Source organism: Mucilaginibacter ginsenosidivorax, assembly GCF_007971525.1.
GTDB classification, from domain to species: Bacteria; Bacteroidota; Bacteroidia; order Sphingobacteriales; family Sphingobacteriaceae; genus Mucilaginibacter; species Mucilaginibacter ginsenosidivorax.
Genome location: NZ_CP042437.1, coordinates 4812843 through 4833409, shown reverse-complemented (window position 1 = coordinate 4833409; position 20567 = coordinate 4812843). Strand labels below are relative to the sequence as shown.

Annotated in this window: 17 protein-coding genes; 14 read left to right on the top strand and 3 right to left on the bottom strand. The window is 41.9% G+C overall.

The genetic code is table 11. The features are described from left to right. Nucleotides 1–80: 80 nt before the first annotated feature. The 11 genes from FSB76_RS20220 (at nt 81) to FSB76_RS20170 (ending at nt 13610) form a co-directional block, all read left to right on the top strand. Nucleotides 81–968: an NAD kinase gene (locus tag FSB76_RS20220; RefSeq protein ID WP_147056512.1), complete on the top strand. Its 888-nt coding sequence runs from the start codon at nt 81–83 to the stop codon at nt 966–968. Between the two features lie 9 nt (nt 969–977). Next, the gene (porG, locus tag FSB76_RS20215; RefSeq protein WP_147056510.1) at nt 978–1766 is read left to right on the top strand and encodes a type IX secretion system protein PorG; all 789 of its coding nucleotides are present in this window, start codon (nt 978–980) and stop codon (nt 1764–1766) included. 129 nt (nt 1767–1895) lie between these two features. Continuing rightward, a complete protein-coding gene (locus tag FSB76_RS20210) occupies nt 1896–2417 on the top strand; it encodes an ExbD/TolR family protein (RefSeq protein WP_147056508.1) in 522 nt (173 codons plus the stop codon). A gap of 399 nt (nt 2418–2816) precedes the next feature. Continuing rightward, nucleotides 2817–3557: an isoprenyl transferase gene (locus FSB76_RS20205; RefSeq protein WP_147061044.1), complete on the top strand. Its 741-nt coding sequence runs from the start codon at nt 2817–2819 to the stop codon at nt 3555–3557. Between the two features lie 63 nt (nt 3558–3620). Next, nucleotides 3621–6173 carry an outer membrane protein assembly factor BamA gene (bamA, locus tag FSB76_RS20200; protein ID WP_147056506.1) on the top strand — a complete coding sequence of 851 codons (2553 nt, stop codon included), beginning with the start codon at nt 3621–3623 and terminating at the stop codon, nt 6171–6173. Nucleotides 6174–6188: 15 nt separating this feature from the next. Then, nucleotides 6189–6719 (top strand): OmpH family outer membrane protein, encoded by a 531-nt coding sequence (locus tag FSB76_RS20195; RefSeq protein WP_090651269.1) that lies wholly within the window; start codon nt 6189–6191, stop codon nt 6717–6719. Between the two features lie 57 nt (nt 6720–6776). Then, complete coding sequence (locus tag FSB76_RS20190; protein ID WP_147056504.1) at nt 6777–7289, top strand: OmpH family outer membrane protein; 513 nt, start codon at nt 6777–6779, stop codon at nt 7287–7289. Nucleotides 7290–7354: 65 nt separating this feature from the next. Then, nucleotides 7355–8200: a glutamate racemase gene (murI, locus tag FSB76_RS20185; protein WP_147056502.1), complete on the top strand. Its 846-nt coding sequence runs from the start codon at nt 7355–7357 to the stop codon at nt 8198–8200. A gap of 175 nt (nt 8201–8375) precedes the next feature. Further along, nucleotides 8376–10079: a M3 family oligoendopeptidase gene (locus FSB76_RS20180; RefSeq protein ID WP_147056500.1), complete on the top strand. Its 1704-nt coding sequence runs from the start codon at nt 8376–8378 to the stop codon at nt 10077–10079. Nucleotides 10080–10496: 417 nt separating this feature from the next. Beyond that, nucleotides 10497–12716, top strand: coding sequence for an alpha-galactosidase (locus FSB76_RS20175; RefSeq protein ID WP_225976256.1), 2220 nt, complete (start codon nt 10497–10499; stop codon nt 12714–12716). A gap of 228 nt (nt 12717–12944) precedes the next feature. Further along, the gene (locus FSB76_RS20170) at nt 12945–13610 is read left to right on the top strand and encodes a hypothetical protein (RefSeq protein ID WP_147056498.1); all 666 of its coding nucleotides are present in this window, start codon (nt 12945–12947) and stop codon (nt 13608–13610) included. Here FSB76_RS20170 and FSB76_RS20165 read toward each other — a convergent pair whose 3' ends face one another. Then, on the bottom strand, nt 13611–14276 hold the full coding sequence (locus FSB76_RS20165) for a phosphatase PAP2 family protein (protein ID WP_147056496.1): 666 nt from the start codon (nt 14274–14276) through the stop codon (nt 13611–13613). Between the two features lie 80 nt (nt 14277–14356). On the opposite strand from FSB76_RS20165, the gene FSB76_RS20160 reads away from it, so the two are divergent. From FSB76_RS20160 to FSB76_RS20150, 3 genes are all read left to right on the top strand, one after another. Further along, a complete protein-coding gene (locus tag FSB76_RS20160) occupies nt 14357–16291 on the top strand; it encodes an amino acid permease (RefSeq protein ID WP_147056494.1) in 1935 nt (644 codons plus the stop codon). Between the two features lie 11 nt (nt 16292–16302). Next, nucleotides 16303–16734: a DUF5655 domain-containing protein gene (locus tag FSB76_RS20155; protein WP_225976255.1), complete on the top strand. Its 432-nt coding sequence runs from the start codon at nt 16303–16305 to the stop codon at nt 16732–16734. A 103-nt stretch (nt 16735–16837) separates the two neighbouring features. Further along, nucleotides 16838–17242, top strand: a complete 405-nt coding sequence (locus FSB76_RS20150) for an endonuclease domain-containing protein (RefSeq protein WP_147056491.1) — start codon at nt 16838–16840, stop codon at nt 17240–17242. Between the two features lie 86 nt (nt 17243–17328). Here the strand turns inward: FSB76_RS20150 and FSB76_RS20145 are convergent, their stop codons facing one another. Together FSB76_RS20145 and FSB76_RS20140 are read right to left on the bottom strand one after the other, a co-directional pair. Beyond that, a complete protein-coding gene (locus FSB76_RS20145) occupies nt 17329–17955 on the bottom strand; it encodes a phosphatase PAP2 family protein (protein WP_147056489.1) in 627 nt (208 codons plus the stop codon). Between the two features lie 252 nt (nt 17956–18207). Continuing rightward, on the bottom strand, nt 18208–20157 hold the full coding sequence (locus tag FSB76_RS20140) for a KUP/HAK/KT family potassium transporter (protein WP_147056488.1): 1950 nt from the start codon (nt 20155–20157) through the stop codon (nt 18208–18210). Between the last annotated feature and the right edge of the window lie 410 nt (nt 20158–20567).

Here is a 20567-nt window from a genome sequence, read left to right as displayed (position 1 = left end):
TCCCGCCGCAAAAGCCCAATGAACTAATGAACTTTGGACTAATGAACTTTTCACCAATGAACTAATGAACCAATGAACTAATGAACCAAAAGATAGCAGTTTACGGCCGGCCATTTAATGAACCTACAGTTATACCTTATATACAGCAGGTATTTGATAACCTGGCCCTGCACAATGTAGATATTTATGTACACTATCAGCTTCATGAGTACCTGCAGGATAAAATAAACGGGGTAAAATACCATGTACTGCAAGCCACCGACTCGTTAAAGGGGTTTATAGATATTTTTATAACGCTTGGCGGCGATGGTACCTTGCTGGATATGGTAACCGTTATCCGCGACTCGGGCATCCCCGTTATCGGTATCAATTTTGGCAGGCTGGGCTTTTTGGCCAGCGTAAATAAAAGCGATATCAACGCGGCTATACACGCCGTTGTAAACAGGGAGTTTACACTGGATTGCCGCGAACTGCTCAGCATCGATTCAAAAACCAATGTGTTTGGCAATGATAACTTCGCGCTTAATGATGTAACCATCCATAAGCGGGATGATGCGGCCATGATTATCACCCATGTGTTTTTAAACGACGAGTTTTTAAACTCCTACTGGGGCGATGGATTGATTATATCAACATCTACCGGCTCAACCGCTTATTCGCTAAGCTGCGGCGGGCCTATCATATTCCCGCAATCAAACAGTATTGTGGTTACACCTGTGTCGCCGCATAACCTTAACGTGCGGCCAATTATACTGCCCGATAACAGTAAATTATGTTTCGAGGTAGAAACCCGCAGCTCCAAATACCTGGTATCATGCGATTCGCGGATGGCTGTTATGGACGAAACCATGAAATTCCTGGTACAAAAAGCAAACTTCCAGCTAAATTTAATCAGGTTAAATAATGAAAGTTACTTAACCACGTTAAGAAACAAACTATTATGGGGATTGGATGCCCGTAATTATTAATTTTGCTTGATGCCCAAATTTGTACTTTTTGCACTCCTCTTCATATTTTCTTATCATGTACAGGCCCAAACCTGGGAGGTAGGCGGCGCTATTGGCGGGGCAGGTTATATTGGCGATTTAAACCCCAATAACCCGGTTAAAATAAGCGGAGGCTCTGCCGGCTTGTATGTTAAACGTAATTTTGATGGCTACTTTTCGGCAAAGTTAAACTTTGGCTATGCAAAATTTGGGGCCGCCGACAGTACATCGTCCAGCCAGCAATTTCGTGACCGTAACCTTAGCTTTACCGATGGGGTGATGGAGCTTGCCGTTATCGGCGAATTTAATTTCCTTAAATATATACCCGATGCTGGCCCTAATAAATTTACGCCTTTTATATACGCAGGTATAGGTGTATCTACATATGACCCGCGTACTACTTATAACGGCAGTACAGGATCGCTCAGGCAATTGAAAACCGAGGGACAGAAAACCCAATATGGCGATAATACGATGGTGATTCCGTACGGGATAGGTGTAAAGTATAATATCGGTGGCAAGTTTAGCCTGGCAGCAGATATGGGCTATCGCTACACCTTTACCGATTACCTTGACGATGTAAGCGGTACCTATGCCGATAAAAGCAAATTAACCGGTGTTGCCCGGGCCTTATCTGACCGGTCTGGCGAAAAAACCGGCGTTTACATCGGTTCCGCCGGCACCCAGCGCGGCGACCTTAAGCCACGCGACAGCTATTTTATAGTTGGGCTTACCATCTCCTATACCTTTGTTACCAAACGGTGTTATTTTCAAAATTAAATTTTAATTTAACAGAAATTAACAAATTAAATTTTGAAATTGACGCAATAAATGATTTTATAGTTCGTTTTTATTTTAAAATCAGTATTTAATACTGGCTTTAAAATTTTAACCTTAATCTATAATGTCATGGCCGAATTAAATGCTTCTCCCCAAAAATCAGGTGCAGTCCGCGGACGCAAAAAACAAAACCTCAGGGTTGATCTCACCGCAATGGTCGACCTGGCTTTCCTGCTCATTACTTTTTTTATCATGACTACAACCTTGGCCAAGCCGAAAGCGATGGATTTAGTTATGCCTGTGGAAGGACCACGCGAAGGAACTCCGGCCAGCCGAAGCTTTACCATTTGCCTCGGTAAAAACAACCTGGTTATGTGGTACCTCGGCGAGTTGAAAAATCCAATAATACCACCTACTGTTACCAATTTTAATAACGACGGGCTTAGACATGCGATAATGGAAACCAGTAAGAAAGTACACGATAAATCTGGTAAAAGTATGATTGTGCTTGTTAAACCAAGCGACCATTCGGTTTACAGTAATATGGTAAACACCCTGGATGAGCTTAATATTACCCAAATTCCTTCATACGCTATTGTTGATATTGCCACACCCGATATTGATGCCTTAAAGCAAAAAGGTATTTATTAAAATGATATTCAAGTAATTCCACCTAACCTTACACATATCCTTTTGACGGGCATCGCAACCATTTTACCGGTTGTTGATGCCCTTTTTTACGTTTTGTTGATTTGTAAATGAAAATAAACAGCGGCATAAAGTGCCATTTATGTGTTTTTTATGACATTTATTAACATTATTTACAATAACATTTTCTTTTATTGCGGCATACTAAAAAAATACAAAGTAAGTTTTACCTTTGTACCCTGAAAAAACCGGCAATGTGGCATTTAACTATGGCTGTTGACGGCTGATTTATAAAGCGGATTAGTCTAAAAAAACAAATATTTGTTAGACATAGCATTGACGACATTTAAAACAAGCATGTCTTTTTTATAGCCATAACACCGGCTTTTGATAATGAGCAATATGGAATATTTGGATCAGATTGATTTGTTGAAACTACCTAAGCACGTGGCTATCATTATGGATGGCAACGGGCGCTGGGCCAAAGAAAAAGGCAAATTACGCGTATTTGGTCATCACAATGGTGTAATATCTGTAAGGGATGTGGTTGAAGGATGCGATAAACTGGGTGTAAAATATATCACACTATATACCTTCTCGTCAGAAAACTGGAGCCGCCCTAAGTTTGAAGTAATGGCCATCATGGAGTTAATGGTAAGCACTATCCATAAGGAGATTGCCGGCTTTATGAAAAACAACATTAAGCTTAATGCTATTGGCGACCTGGATTTGCTACCCGCCAAATGTTTAAAAGAACTTAACAACGCCATGGAAACCACTAAGGGTAATACCGGAGTGATTCTTACACTGGCTTTAAGCTACGGCTCGAGGCGCGAAATTTTACATGCTGCTAAAAATATAGCAGCGCAGGTAAAAAGCGGCGAGCTGGAGATTGAAGATATTAACGAAGCTGTTTTTGAACGCAACTTATTTACCAACGATATGCCCGACCCCGAACTATTGATACGTACCGGCGGCGAGTATAGAATAAGCAACTATTTATTATGGCAAATAGCCTATGCCGAATTGTATTTTACAACCAAGCTATGGCCCGATTTCAGGAAGGAAGATTTGTACGAAGCTATACTCGATTACCAAAAACGCGAACGCCGTTTTGGTAAGACCAGTGAGCAGGTTAACTAAATTTTTTCTTTTAACAAATTTTAACAACTGTATAAATTAATTTTAGCCCACTAAAATATTCGAATGTATAAATTTCTTTTTGCTATTCTTTTCACTGTTTTTGGTACTGCGGTACTGGCCCAGGTTTCAAATGCGCCAAGGCCACAGCTCACCAAACAGATACCGGCCGATAGTTTAAGTTACCTCAATCCGCGCGATTATATTATTGGTGGTATTAGTGTAAGTGGCGTAAAATATCTTGATAAAGACAACCTGATATTACTATCTAAACTAACCAAAGGCGACCGTATTAACCTGCCAGGCGAGCGTAATGCCGAAGTAATTAAGAAACTATACGAGCAGGGTTTATTTGACGATGTACAGTTAAATATTACCAAAATTAACATGGATACCGTATACCTGGAGATTGTTGTGGTAGAGCGTCCACGCTTGTCGCGCCTGCATATTACAGGTATCCGCAAAGGCGAAATAGAAGATATCCAGAAAAAACTAACCGATAAAACGGGTAAAATAGTAAACGAGAATTTACTGAGCACCACATCGGCTATTATCAAAAGACATTTTAACGAAAAAGGTTTTTTAAACTGTACCGTTACCATGACCCAGCGTAAAGATCCGGGAGATGCTAACAGCGTGATATTGGATGTTAAAATTGATAAGAAAACAAAAGTTAAAATAAATGACGTTATTTTTGAAGGAAACAAAGCCTTTTCGCAAGGTGACTTGCGCGGTTATTTAAGCAAAACCCGCAGAAAGCACTGGTATAACGTTTTCGGATCGAAGAAATTTAAACAGGATAAGTACGAAGAAGATAAGTTAAACCTTATCGAAAAAATGCAGGGCAAAGGCTATCGTGATGCCGAGCTGGTAAGTGATTCTGTTTGGAAACACGACGATCAAACGGTTAACGTAAAAATAAAAGTTTACGAAGGCCCTAAATATTACTTTGGTAAAGTAACCTGGAGTGGAAACGCCAAATACTCTGCCGATATATTGGAGCGCATACTGCACGTTAAAAAAGGCGATGTATTTAGCGAGGATGAATTAAATAAACGCCTAAGCGGCCCAACACCAAGCAATGATGACGTTTCATCGCTGTATTTAAATGATGGTTATTTAACCTTCAACGCCGATCCGGTACAAACCAGGGTTTATAATGATACTGTCGACTTGGATATCCGTATCTACGAAGGTCCGCAGTACACCATTAACCGCGTAAGCCTTAAAGGTAATGATGTAACCAACGATAAAGTGGTGTTGCGCGAAATCCAGACCAAACCAGGCCAAAAATTCAACAAAGAGTTATTGATTCGCAGTGCACGTGAAATTGGCCAGTTGGGTAACTTTGACGAGCAAAAAACAGAGCCTAAGCCAACCAATATCAATCCACAGGATGGTACAGTAGATATTGTTTACAACGTAGTTGAAAAACCTTCAGACCAGATCGAGCTTTCGGGCGGTTTTGGCGGCGGGCAGCTGGTGGGTACACTGGGGCTTACATTCAACAACTTCTCGTTACGTAATATTTTCAACCTTAAAGCTTACAAACCACTGCCAAAAGGCGATGGACAAAAACTAAGCTTACGTGGTCAGTCAAGCGGTCGTACCTATCAAAACTTCTCGTTCACATTCAGTGAGCCGTGGTTGGGTGGTAAAAAACCAATTTATTTTGCTTTATCGGCCTATACACAAGGTAGTTCAACAGGGCAGTACTACGCAAAAACAAGCCCATACTACAACAACCTGCGTATTAACGGTGTTGGTATTACTTTGGGTAAACGTTTAAAATGGCCTGATAACTATTTCCAGCTTAACTACTCATTAAATTTTGACCACTATAACCTGGATAACTATACCGGTTACCTGTTTAGCAACGGTACATCGTTCAACATCAAGTTAACACAGGAGTTAACACGTAACTCTATTGATGCGCCTATATTCCCTACACAGGGTTCAAACATTAAGTTTACAGTACAGGCTACACCTCCGTATTCCATGTTTAACAACGTGAATTATAAAGTAGCGACCCCGCAGGAGCGTTACCACTTTGTAGAGTACTATAAATTCAAATACGATGCGCAATGGTTCAACAAAATTGTGGGTAAATTTGTGCTGATGAGCCAGGTAAGGTTTGGCTTCCTGGGTATGTATAACAAAGAAGTAGGCCCATCACCGTTTGAGCGCTTTAAATTAGGTGGCGACGGTATGCAGAGCTACCAGTTTTTACAGGGTAGCGAGATCATCGGCCTAAGGGGTTACCAAAACTTCTCGATTGTACCGGAAGGTTCAAACGAAAATCAGAACACCAATACAGGTAGCACCATCTATAATAAATACACTATGGAGCTGCGTCATCCGGTTATCGCCAGCCAGTCGGCCACCATATTTTTGTTAGCATTTGCCGAGGGTGGAAACGTTTGGAACAATTTTAGCCAGTTCAATCCGTTTAACGTACGTCGTTCTGTAGGTGTGGGCGCAAGAATATTTTTACCTATATTTGGCTTGCTTGGATTAGATTATGGCTATGGATTTGATAAAATACCGGGCGCACCTGATGCAAACAGGGGGCAGTTCCATTTTACAATTTCTCAGAGTTTATCCGGCGGATTTAATTAATTTGCACCGCGATATATGAAAAAGATAATTTTAGTAGCCTTTTTAACGTTAACAGCATTTGCCGGGGCATATGCGCAACGTGTTGCATATGTAGATTCGGATTATATATTAAAACATATGCCCGAATACGCGTCATCGCAAAAACAACTGGCCGCATTATCTGATCAATGGCAAAAAGAGGTTGATGGCCGTTTCCAGGAAATTGACCGCTTGTATAAAGCCTACCAGGCCGATCAGGTGCTGATGACAGCCGATATGAAAAAACGCCGCGAGGCCGAAATTGTAGATAAGGAAAAAGCAGCCAAAGATTTTCAGCGTCAAAAATTCGGACCTGATGGCGAGCTTTCACAAAAAAGTACCTCATTGGTTAAACCAATTCAGGATAGAGTATCTAAAGCTGTACAGGCCGTAGCCGAAAGCAATGATTTAGATATCATTTTTGATAAAAACAGTGAGGTAATTATGCTGTACGCAAACCCAAGGTTTGATAAAAGTGCAGAGGTGATAACCAAATTAGGGCTTAAACCCGGTGTATTAGCCAAATAAATTTTTGAATAAAAATAAAAACAGAACAAAACTATTATTAAACACAGGACAAGAAAAATGAAAAAACTATTTAAAGTTGCTTTAGTTGCAGTAGGAATGATATTTGCCGGCAACTTTGCCAATGCGCAGACCAAAATTGGCCATATTAATTTTAATGCGGTTATTGATGCTATGCCCGAAACCAAAACTGTTTCGGCCCAGATTCAGGCTTACCAAAAAACCTTTATTGATGTACTTACCAACATGAACAATGAGTACACTACAAAAGGTACCGATTTTCAGAAAAATCAGGCTACTATGACCGATGCTGTACGTACCCAAAAAGGTGCTGAGTTACAGGATATGCAAAAACGCATGTCTGATTATCAAACAGACGCTCAGCAAAAAGTTGAAGCTAAAAAGAACGAATTAGGCAAACCACTTTTTGATAAAGCTACTGCCGCAGTACAAGCTGTTGCCAAAGAAAAAGGCTACGCTTATGTATTGGATTCATCACAGGTTAGCCTGTTGGTGTCACCAGACGCAGATGATTTGATGGCTGCTGTAAAATTAAAATTAGGTTTAAAATAATATCAACCTTTAGTCATTTATAAAAAAGCGCTCCGTAGTACGGGGCGCTTTTTTTATGTTTGTATATGCACAATCAACCTATAGGTATCTTTGATTCGGGCTTTGGAGGCCTCACGGTTTTTAAATCAATCATCGGCCAGCTGCCCGGTTACGATTACCTTTACCTGGGCGATAACGCCCGTGCACCTTATGGTAACCGGTCATTTAAAACCATTCATGAGTATACCTGGGAGTGTGTGCAATGGATGTTTACACAGGGTTGCCCGCTGGTAGTGCTGGCCTGCAATACCGCATCGGCAAAAGCATTGCGCACCATTCAGCAACAGGATTTAAAAAACGCCGACCCCACAAAACGCGTATTAGGCGTTATAAGGCCCACTGCCGAAATTATTGGCAACTACACCAAAAGCAAACAAATTGGAGTGCTGGGCACCAAAGGAACGGTTCAGTCGGGCTCATACCTTATCGAGATACAAAACTTTTTCCCGGATGTGAAAGTTTATCAGCAGGCCTGTCCGCTTTGGGTACCATTGATAGAGAACGGCGAGTACGATCAACCCGGCGCCGATTATTTTGTAAAGTTATACCTTGATGAAGTGATGGCACAATCGCCGGCTATCGACACTATTTTATTAGCCTGCACCCACTATCCTATTATCAAGGATAAAATTGAGGCGCAGTTGCCCGCCCATGTTAAAGTGATAGGCCAGGGCGATATTGTAGCTAAAAGCCTGGTTGACTACCTGCATCGCCACCCCGAAATGGAGACCAGGCTAAGCAAAAACGGCACCAACCAGTTTTATACCACCACAGATGATACTGCCGATTTTGACCACCACGCCTCGCTGTTTTTCTCACAGCCGGTAAAATCGACATTTATTTCGGCCAATGACTTGGTTACGTGTAAATGAGCGGTGATTGGGTTGATAAGCAAGTGATTGGTAAGCAAAAAATGTAAAGTTGTCGCCGGTCCCGGGAGTGGCAGTTACCTGCTGCATGTAAAATGACATCTTCACACTTTCAACTTCCCAACTTCCTAAATAATCTGCACATTTGCATAGCTGCAAATTTGCACATCTAAATATTATGATCCACAAAAAAACAAGAAAATATATCCCGGCTACGCTTGATATTAAATGGGAAACGCTTGAACCTTTTTACAAAGAATTGTTGGACCGCCCCATCAACTCGGCCCAGGAACTCGAAAAATGGCTGCATGACAGGAGCGAACTGGAAGCCGCTTTAGAAGAAGATTCGGCTTGGCGCTATATCCGCATGACCTGCGATACCACCAGCGAAGAGCTGTTGCAAAGCTTCCAATATTTCGCTACTGAAATTTCGCCTAAAATAGCACCTTATGATAACGGGTTGAATAAAAAGCTGGTTGCAAGTCCTTATATCGACCAATTGGACGGCGAAAAGTATTTCGTGTTTTTGCGGGCGATTAAAAAAAGCTTAGAGCTTTTCCGCGAAGAGAATATCCCGGTACAAACCGAGATCCAGGTGGAGCAGCAAAAATACCAGTCGATAACCGGCGCAATGTCGGTTCATATTGATGATAAGGAATATACCCTTGAGCAGGCATCGGTGTTTTTAAAAGGCACCGATCGCAGTAAACGCCAGGAAGTTTGGGAAAAGATAACCGGCCGCCGCTTACAGGAAAAGGATACACTGGATACCCTTTTTGACCATCTTCGTAAACTTCGCCATAAAGTAGCGCTGAATGCAGGCTTCGAAAACTTCAGGGATTACATGTTCCAGGCATTAGGCCGTTTTGATTACACGCCGCAGGATTGCTATGCATTCCATGAGGCAATAGAAAAGGAGATTGTTCCCATCCTGCGCGAGCAGGCCGAAAAACGTCAGAAAGCGCTTAATTTACCTGCCTTAAAACCATGGGATATGGATGTTGATGTATCGGGTAAGCCGGCATTAAAACCATTTCAAAACGGTAATGATCTGATAGAAAAATCAATCCAGTGTTTTAGTAACATCAACCGTTACCTGGGCGAGCGTTTAGAGATTATGAAGGATAATAACCTGTTTGATGTGGAAAGCCGCAAAGGCAAAGCACCTGGCGGTTACAACTACCCCCTATCTGAAACCGGCGCACCTTTCATTTTCATGAATTCGGTCAACACCTTTCGCGATTTAACCACCATGGTACACGAGGGCGGCCACGCGGTACATACTTTCCTTACTGCCGACCTGGAACTGAATGATTTTAAACATTGCCCATCCGAAGTTGCCGAATTGGCTTCCATGTCGATGGAGTTGATCTCGATGGATAACTGGAATGTATTTTTTGATAACGAAGAAGACCTGAAACGCGCCAAGCGCGATCAATTGTTCGATGTATTGAAAACCCTGCCGTGGGTAGCCGTGGTCGATCAATTTCAGCACTGGATTTATACCAACCCCGACCATACCGATGCCGACCGGCATGCCGCCTGGATGGAAATTTACGAGCCATTTGGTGCCGGTTTTGTTGACTGGAGCAACCATCCGGATGCCGAAGCAAACCTATGGCAAAAGCAATTGCACATTTTTGAAGTGCCGTTTTACTATATTGAGTATGGCATGGCCCAGTTAGGCGCTATCGCGGTATGGAAAAATTATAAAGAAAACCCCGAAAAAGGCTTACAGCAATACCTGGATGCCCTGAAACTTGGCTACACCAAAACCATCAAAGAAATTTACGAAACCGCGGGAATTAAGTTTGATTTCAGCGCCGAATATGTGAAAGAACTGGCTGAGTTTGTAAAAGGCGAATTGGATAAGATTGGGTAAAAGAGTTTTTATAAAAACCGTCATAGCAAGTATCTATGAGGTAAAACCTGAAAAATTGTTATAACGTGCAACGAATATAGTTAAACTAATGTTCTAAACTACCGTCATTGAGGCACGAAGCAATCCCAAACTATGTGGGACTTAGCATGTAGGGGATTGCTTCGTACCTCAATGACGGACATTTACACTAACAGTCAACAGTTTACAAACGCATCATTGTAAGATATTGATTATCAAATTTATCTCTCCCAAGGTAGAAATCGCATAGTTGCGTCCCCTTCCGTTATACTATTGCAGCAATACAACAGGGCGAGGTTAATGCGCCTGAAGCGCAATAGCATCCAAATATTTACATGCAGGCAGCTTGCTTAATGCATTAAACATATCTTATTTTTATGCCAATCAATTACTAAACACTTGAAGCCAGCTAACTCACTACTGGGTAGGTTAATTACCCTATGCCTGTTTATCGTCGCTTGCCAAAATACCGCCCAGTTGTATGCACAATCATTACCCGTTTGGAATACCGCAACCAGGCAGGATGAACCGGCAGACTGGCTGGTTAAGCCTGTACTTGAAAAAGCCGCCATATACCAAAGTGCCGATGGCAAAAACATCATCCTATACAACGGTTTACTAAAACGAAGCTTCCGCATTACGCCCAATGTTGCCTGTTACGATTTTATTAACCTGCAAAACCATCAGCAGTTATTACGTTCGGTAAAACCCGAAGCACGCATCCAGGTAAATGGCAAAAGCTATAACGTTGGCGGCCTGTATGGTCAAAAGGAAAACGCCTACCTGGTTCCCGGTCAACTGGACGAGCTTAAAGCCAATGATAGCGATTTCAAATTCAGCCATTACCAGGTAAACCCTATAAAAACTATCATCAACTGGAAAAGTGATGGCTGGTGGGCCACCAATAAAAAACAGGCTACCGGCAAAACAATTACTTTTGTTTACCAATCGGCACATTATGATTTAAAAAACATTGTTGTAAACGTACATTACAGCATTTATGATGGCCTGCCGCTTATCAGTAAATGGGTTAGCATTCAAAACCGGTCAACCGGCAGCATTACGATTGGCCAGGTGGCCAACGAAATACTGGGCATGGTAGAAGAAGAAACCGCCGTAGTTGGCAGCACAACCCAAATGCAGCCGCCGCGCGGCATTTACTTTGAAAGCAATTATGCGTTTAACAACGCCATGCGCTACATTCTTAGCGACCAAACCACGCACTGGAAGGCCGACCCGGCCTACACATCGCAGGTTAACTACGATTACCAAACACCTTGCTTGCTGGAGGTATATCCCGAAAGAGTATTGAGCGTACAAGTAAGACAAGGCGATGATTTCACATCGATACAAACCTACGAACTGCTGATGGATAGTTATGACCGCGAGCGGCGTGGCCTGGCCATACGTAAAATGTACCGAACCATTGCCCCCTGGGTTACCGCCAACCCTATTTTTATGCACCTGGTAAGCAAAAACGATGATGAGGTACGGGCGGCCATAGATCAATGCGCAGCTACTGGTTACGAAGCCCTGATTATGAGTTTTGGCAGCCAGGTAAACCAGGAAGATACCACTATACAAAACTTAAAGCGGTGGAAAGCGCTGGCCGATTACGCGCATAGTAAAAACATTAAAATTGGCGGCTATTCGTTGTTCAGTTCCCGGCGTATCAGCGATTCGGATGATGTTATCGACCCCAAAACCGGCAAACCGGGCGGCGCGCTTTTTGGTAACGCGCCTTGTTATGGCAGTAAATGGGGATTGGGCTATCGCGATAAAATTAAAAAATTTTATGCAGCAACCGGTTTTGATATTTGGGAAAACGATGGCCCCTACCCTGGCGATGTTTGCGCATCAACCACTCATCCGGGCCATAAAGGTTTAGAAGACAGCCAGTGGCAACAAATGACTATTCAGAAAGAACTTTACCACTGGCTAAACAACCGTGGTGTTTACATTAACGCGCCCGATTGGTATTTTTTAGATGGCACCAACAAAATTGCTATTGGCTATCGCGAAGTAAATTTTTCGCTTTCGCGCGAGCAGCAGGTGATATTGAACCGGCAAAACATTTTTGACGGGCTTTGGAACGAAATTCCGTCAATGGTGTGGGGTTTTGTGCCGCTTACCAAATACCAGGGCGGCGGCCCGGAGGCTGTACTTGAACCATTAAAAGATCATTTAAAGGATTACAAAGCCTTAATGATGCAATATTATGGCGCGGGGGTACAAGCCTGCTACCGCGGCCCGCGTTTGTATGATAGCCCGGCAACAAAGCAAACTGTAACCGGGGTAATTAATTGGTATAAAAAGTACCGCGATATTCTTAACTCAGATATCATTCATTTAAGGCGTGCCGATGGACGCGATTGGGATGGTATTATGCACGTAAACCCGCAGTTGCCGGTTAAAGGGCTTGTGATGTTGTATAATCCGCTGAAACAAAAAATAACACGGACCATCAAAGTACCGCTTTATTACACGGGGCTCACGCAATCGGCAACATTTTCAGAGCAGGGAAAAACTAAAATCAACGTGAAACTTAACCGCGATTATACCGCCAAATTAACTTTTACAATAGATGCCGAAAGCTATACCTGGTATTTGGTAGAGTAATAATACCATCGGCACAACTGATTAGAAAAATTAGTTCATAAGCTAAATGGAGCCAGGCACAGATTGTATAAACAACCAATTATTGTTATCGCGATTTTTGAATTACTCATTAGTCACCATTTGCCAACCAATTAAAAAACAAGCAATTACCATTTTTCCGTTATCGTAAAAAAAAGTCATTACTGATTATTTTTAAAACTGTTTGCTCTTTTTATAGTTAAACAATCTATGAAAAAGACAATTTTAAGTTTAAGCCTCGTCCTGTTTGCGACTTTAGGTTTTAGTCAGGTACTTAAACCCGTAAAGATTGATAGTTTGGTTACGGTCTCTTTACCAGCAAACTTTACCAAGAAAGATACATTAGGTCAACAAATTTTCCAGGGTACCGCCTCCCTCGGATTTATAAGTGTAATACGCGCTCAAAACGCAGCCAACAACAAGCCGTTGAATAAAGAACGGGACCTGAAAAAGGTATTTAATACTTTTGCCGATGGCATCAGGAAACAATCGCGCAACGGTAGTATTATGAATCCGCGCGACACTACCATCGGCAACCTTGAAGCACGGGTATTTACCTTAAGGATTGATAACAGCGGATCGACCGGTGAAGCGGCCCAATTAAGAAAGTTTATTTTGCTGTACACGCAGGATGTAACTTATACTTTTGAATATTACTACCCCGAAGCCAGGACCGAGCTTGCCAAAGCCGAGCTGAACGAGTTTTCGAACTCGATTAAAGTAGCGCCCGATTTGAAACGTCATGATCAGTATATTTCGAACGCCAAAGGGTTATCAACCCCGGTAAAAATTGGGTTGTATGGCGGGCTGCCGCTCATTATTATTATTGTACTGGTAACCATTCGCCGCAAAAAAAGACTTGCTGCCGAAGGGTAATTATTTAAAAACTGTTTTGATTAACCCGGTACGCCATTTTTCGGAATGGATAAACTGCTTGTTTTCCAGCCAGGTGAGCCACAAAACAGTAACTATAACCCCGATAGCCGAACCACCTATAACATCTTCAAAAAAGTGTTCGGTAAGGTACATTCTTGAATAGCCAATTAATATGGCCATGAGTAAGGCTGGGATACCCCAGCCTTTTTTTGTTGCCAGGTAGGCCAGCACCACTGCTGCCGAAAAGGCACTGGTAGTGTGCCCCGAAGGGAAACTGTTATACGTTAGTATTTCTACTCCTTTAACTGTATGTACAGGTGCCCATTGATCTTTAAAATATAAACTGGGCCGTGGTGCATCGGCAAAATATTTAATTACCTGGGCCACAAACCCGGTTAAAAGGTAGCTTGAAGCCAAAAGCAGGAATTTACGATAGCTAAATAACAGAAAAACCAACGAGAGTGTAACCGCAGTAAGGCCGTCGCCAAGGTCGGTCATGTAGGGTTCAATATAATCGGCCCAGGGGCTGTTCCATCCGTTTACCGCAAAAAAAATCTGCTCGCGGGTATATAGTAGTTTGATAACCAAACAGGCGCACAAAACAATAAGGTAAAGTAAAAAAAATGGCCTTATCCTGTATAAAACATCTTGTACCCCTATCTTCATGATGCAAAGTAAGCATATACTTATCTAATGCAAAAAAATGATTATGTTTGGGAATAGGTTGCACTTATTATTTAAATTAAATGTCGAAAAGCATATTTCGTAAAAAATCGGTCTCGAAAATATTACATGATGTTGAATGCGGTTTCAGCGATAGCGAACATCCCGGCACAGTAAACTCCCAGCTAAAAAAAGAATTAAACGTTAAAGACTTAACCCTGATGGGGATAGCCGCCGTAGTTGGCGCAGGCATTTTCAGCACCATCGGCGAAGCCTCTTTTCACGGAGGGCCGGCTGTTTCACTTTTATTTATTGTTACTGCCGTTACCTGCGGATTTTCGGCACTATGCTATGCCGAATTTGCATCGCGCATACCGGTAGCGGGCAGCGCTTATACCTATGCATATGCTTCTTTTGGCGAACTGATAGCCTGGGTAATTGGCTGGGATTTATTGATGGAATATGCCATTGGCAATATTGCTGTAGCTATATCATGGAGCGAATATTTTGTAAACCTGCTTGAAGGCTTTAATATTCATTTACCCAAATACCTTACCATGGATTATGTTTCGGCCCTCAGAGGTCACGAAGCTGTAACCAAACATGGGGCAGTACTTGCCGATATTGCCGACAGGCTGAAAGCCGGGGCCATTGCCTGGGATAATGCCCCCGGATTAGGTAATTTTAAGCTGATAGCTAATCTGCCGGCCCTGGGTATTGTTTTTATTATTACCTACCTGGTTTATGTTGGTATCCGCGAAACAAAAAAGGCCACCAATGCCATGGTTATCCTAAAGATATTAATTGTTATTGCAGTTATTGTAGTTGGCTTTTTTTATGTTACCCCGGCCAACTGGCACCCATTTATGCCTAATGGCTTTGGCGGTGTTATGAAAGGCGTTTCGGGCGTATTTTTTGCTTACATTGGTTTTGATGCTATTTCCACCACGGCCGAAGAATGTGAAAAGCCACAGCGCGACTTACCACGCGGTATGATATATTCCCTTATTATTTGTACGGTTTTATATATCCTGATAGCGCTGGTGCTTACCGGCATGGTAAGTTATAAAGACTTGCAGGTGGGCGATCCGCTGGCTTTTGTATTTGCTAAAGTTGGCTTGCATAAAGTAAGCTACGTAATATCCATAAGCGCCGTAATTGCAACGGCAAGCGTACTGTTAATATTCCAGTTAGGGCAGCCCCGTATATGGATGAGCATGAGCCGCGATGGTTTATTACCAAAAGCCTTTTCCCGCATTCACCCTAAATATCATACACCTGCCTTTGCTACTGTAATTACAGGTTTTGTGGTGGCAATACCTGCCTTATTCATGAACCTTACCGAGGTTACCGATTTAACAAGTATAGGCACCCTATTTGCCTTTGTGCTGGTTTGCGGCGGTGTTTTATTACTGCCACGTGAAGAGGCGGTTAAAGGCAAATTTCATTTACCATATGCCAATGGCAAATACATAGTACCATTGATAACCATAGTTATCCTGGGCTCGATAGTTTACTTTAAACCCGCTCCCCAGGTTGAAATGATGCAGTTTAAGAAACTGAGAGAAAAACCCGCTATTATCGACGCCCTTAATGCAGCCGAAATAAAGGCCGTATACGCTTCTGCAGTTAAACTCAACACCGGCACCCCTACCCTGGCCGACTCTGCCTCGCAAAAAAAATATTTTAAAGATCTGGAAGAAGATAGATTTAACAGCGCCCTACGGGCAACACCTATCAGCGAGCTAAAAAAATACCATATTGGTTTTGATGGCTTCCTGTACAACTTCCCTAATTACCTGTTCTTTATTCTCATTATAATTATAGCTGTGTATAGCTTCCTCAAAAACTTCTCGCTGATACCCGTTTTAGGGCTCATGAGCTGCTTTTACCTCATGACCGAGCTTGGCTACACCAACTGGCTACGGTTCCTGATATGGTTGGTAATAGGGCTGGTTATTTACTTTACCTACAGCTACAAAAACAGTGTATTAGGCAGGGACGCTAAAGCGGCATAACAGATAACTTTATGTGGATATGCCCCATTTGCAGCCGCGAATTTGCAAATACCAACCAGGTACATTCCTGTCGTGAACGTAACCTGGGCGATTTTCTGGATGGTAAATCCACCCAAACGGTTGAGCTGTTTGATTACCTGGTAGAAGAACTTTTAGCCATGGCACCCATCAAAGTTTATCCTACTAAAAGTATGATAGCGCTTGGCCTGCGCACCAATTTTGCCTACGTGACCCAATTAGGTAAAAACTTTATTGATGTAGTTTTTCCGTTTGATGAAATATATGCCGATAACCTCTGCTTCAGCAAAATAAAAACAGTGCCCGGAACCAACCAGCACAATCATTACTTCCGGATGTATTTGAAGGAGGATATTAATGAGGAAGTGAGAGGGTATATGAAAAAAAGCCTCACCCAAACCCTATCCAAAGGAGAGGGCTTTTGATTTGCAGGGTTGGTTTCGGCGCATCCCGTTCAAATAATAGATTCTGATTTCATGACTAACATATAATCGGTTCAATTAGTTTCATGAGTAAAACGATGTAAATATTACCGGCACTAAACGTAAATGGCAAGGGTTCGAAACTTCCGATCTTATTTTATGGGAGATTCTTAAAGAGAATTCAAAAACAAACAGGCGGCATCCTACCGAAGCAGAAAACGTGATGTGGCAGCTTTTAAGGAATAACAAAAAAGGCTATAAAATAAGAAGACAGCATGCCATTGATGGTTATATTGCTGATTTTGTTTGTTTAGGTAAAGGATTGGTCATTGAAGTAGATGGCGGATATCTTCTGTTTACTAAGGAGCAAGACGATTTAAGAACGGCAGTTTTAAATGAATTAGGTTTCGACGTCATAAGATTTACTAATGACCAAGTATTAAGGTATCCTCAAAATGTGTTTCTGAATATCAAAGAAGTATTAGATAAACAACCCAACAGAAAAATTTAACCAGACCTCTTCCCTTGGTATTGGTTTGGGTTTAAAAGCTTGAATTTTAGAAAAATACGCAGTGTTCTTAGAGGTATATTACTCGTTTAGTAAGCCCCCCCTCCTTTGGAGAGGGCAGGGTGAGGCTTCTTCCCCACAATCCATTTCTGCAACTTCCAGGTAAGATATGCCGAGCCAGCGCCAACTATTGCCCCACCCAAAACATCACTTGGGTAGTGCACCCCCAGGTACATTCTTGAATAGCCCACCGCGCTGGCAAATGCAAACGATGGTGCTATCACGTACCATTTAGGAATAGCCAAACTTAAGGATGTAGCAGTAGAAAATGCAAAAGCGGTATGCCCCGACGGGAATGACGGGTCTGTCGGGTATTCTTTGGCATATATCACATCGGGATGGGTAACAAAAGGCCTATCGCGGTTAAATAACTTTTTACCCACAAAAGTTGCGCCTCCGGCAACTATAAACGACGCGGCCGTTTGCAAACCGCTTATTTTAAGATTGTCATCGTGGTTAATATAGCCGGCAACAACCAAACTTATAGGGGCGGCTACGTTTACAATAACAGCTTTATCACTTATAAACTTCCACTTACTATCGGCACCGGTTGGCGGCCCGTTAATAGCTTTAAGCAGGTTAAGGTCGGCACCCTGGGCAAATAAACCAGTTGCAAAAAGCAGGGCTAATAAGGTTAATTGTATTTTTTTATTCACAGGATATTACTTCAGCTTTGTAAATATGTAAAAACAATCTGTAGTAATACTGAATTTATTTACCCGCCTGCACTTTCCAAAGGGTAAGAGTTGAACAAAACATGTATCAAACATACTCACGATGATAATATTTGAAAAAATCAGCAAAGGTGATAAAAAAAGCCTCCCCAAACAGGAAGGCTTAAATATTCTACTTTAGTAAAAACTGCTACAAAATCCGGGCGTTCTTCTTTGCAGATTGCCGGGCGAGGCCTAATTTACCCTATGAATTTCAATGGCATCAGGTATCGATAACATTAATGGTACCTTTTCAACCGTAACAAAGCTCAAATCCAGACCAAAACCCCGTTCTTCTGAAAGGCTTAAATGCTTCAGGTAAACATAAAAATCCATGATAAAGCGCTCATAAAATGATAAGCTATGCGAGCGGGAGAAAATTTTCTCGATCACCACAAACCTAAAGTCACCTACAATTTTATGCTTATTTAATGATTTGTAGTGGCTGGTGATATCAACTTCGCCTTTCTTAACCAGGTCTTCAACCACTTTACGGAACAACAGATTAATTTGCTGCTCAACCCGGAAGCCCAGTTTAAAATCGATACGGATCAGTTTATTAGGGATCAAAAAGTCAACCTCATATTCGCGTTTGTAAGGCTCATCCACCACATCAACGTGAACCAGCCAGTATACATCGGCCCGTTTAGGCTGCTTTTGTAAAATGGAGTAAACAATTTTCGATTCAATTTCGGAGTTAAAATTGGCGCTGGTTAGGTACACCAGTTGCGATGCGTATTTAGGCACGCTTTCATCGGCGCTCAACTCGTTAATGATGTTGTAATAATCATCAATTCCAACAAATTTAACATAACGGTTCCTGATTTTACGGGCAGTATGCCATGTCCACATTACCGTGAACAATACAAAACCTATCGAAAGTGTAAACCAGCCGCCATGCAAAAACTTAACCAGGTTACCCGTTAGGAAGGTGCCTTCAATAACCAGGTAAATTGCCAAAAATGTATTGATGATGTAATTTGGCACCTTTTTCCTTTTCAGGAATTTTGATACCAATATGGTGGTCATCAACATGGCTACGGTGATACTTAGGCCATAAGCTGCCTCCATTTTATCTGAGTGGCGAAATATCAGCACCACACCTAAACAGCCGGCCCAAAGCAACCAGTTAACACTGGGTACGTATAATTGTCCTTTTTGCTCAGATGGATAGTTGATTTTCACTTTTGGCCAAAGATTAAGCCTTACTGCCTCGGCAATCAGCGTGAACGATCCCGATATCAGCGCCTGGCTTGCAATAATAGCGGCTACGGTAGCTATACCGATACCAAATATCAAAAACCACTCGGGCATTATCTTATAAAAAGGGTTGTTCACGTTAAGGTCCATTACCGATCCGTTACTCTGCAGCAACCAAACAGCCTGGCCAAGGTAATTTAGAATTAAACACGCTTTAACATAAATCCAGCTGATGCGGATGTTCGATTTTCCGCAATGCCCCAGGTCTGAGTATAACGCTTCGGCCCCGGTAGTACACAAAAATACGGCACCCAATATAATAAACGCATTGTGACTGCCGGTTGAGCTTAATAGTTCATAAGCATAGTAAGGATTAAGCGCCCTGATGATACCCGGCGAATGCACTATGTAGGAGATACCAAGTACGCCCATCATCGTAAACCAGATAAACATAATTGGCCCGAATGCTTTACCTACCAGCGATGTACCAAACTGCTGTATAATAAACAGTCCGGTAATAATAGCTATCACAATTTTAACGGTAGGTAAATTGGGATAATAGGTTTGCAAACCCTCAATAGCCGACGATATGGTAATGGGCGGCGTAATAATACCATCGGCAAGCAATGCACAACCACCTACAACGGCAGGTACTATAAGCCATTTGGCTTTACGGCGCACCAACGAGAACAGCGAGAAAATGCCACCTTCGCCTTTGTTATCGGCGCGCAGCGTTATCACCACATACTTAAGGGTAGTTTGCAGGGTTAACGTCCAAAATATAAGCGAAACCCCTCCAAGTATTAATGTTTCGGAAATGTGGTTGGTGCCAACAATGGCCTTGAATACGTATAATGGCGAGGTACCAATATCACCGTAAATTATTCCTAAACTGATGAGCAGGCCGGCTGCCGACAGTTTTTGCAGATCTTTATGATTTGACACTATGTGTTAGTTTGAGACGGCAAAAATATTAATTTTTTACATTTCAAAGTCAAATTATCAAGAATTCATGAAGAATTAAGAAGTTTTTTATAAATAATGTAAATTTTATGGCTATTTAATAAACAATAATGAAGTAATTGAAACCCAATGATGTATATTAATATAAATGTTAAAAATTTAAACAAAAAAAAGCGCCAAAAGCTACATTTTTCATTTCGTTCAATAAATGTATAAAAAACACTATTTCACTCAAACTTAAATAAGAATTAAACGTATAAGGGTTTAGTCAGTCTATACTATAAAACAGTCCTCATTGTTAAATTTTGTTAAAAACATTAACAAAAACGTCAATATCTTAGGCCGTGAGGGCATTATTTATACTTTTGTACGGAAACTTAATAATGAGGCGA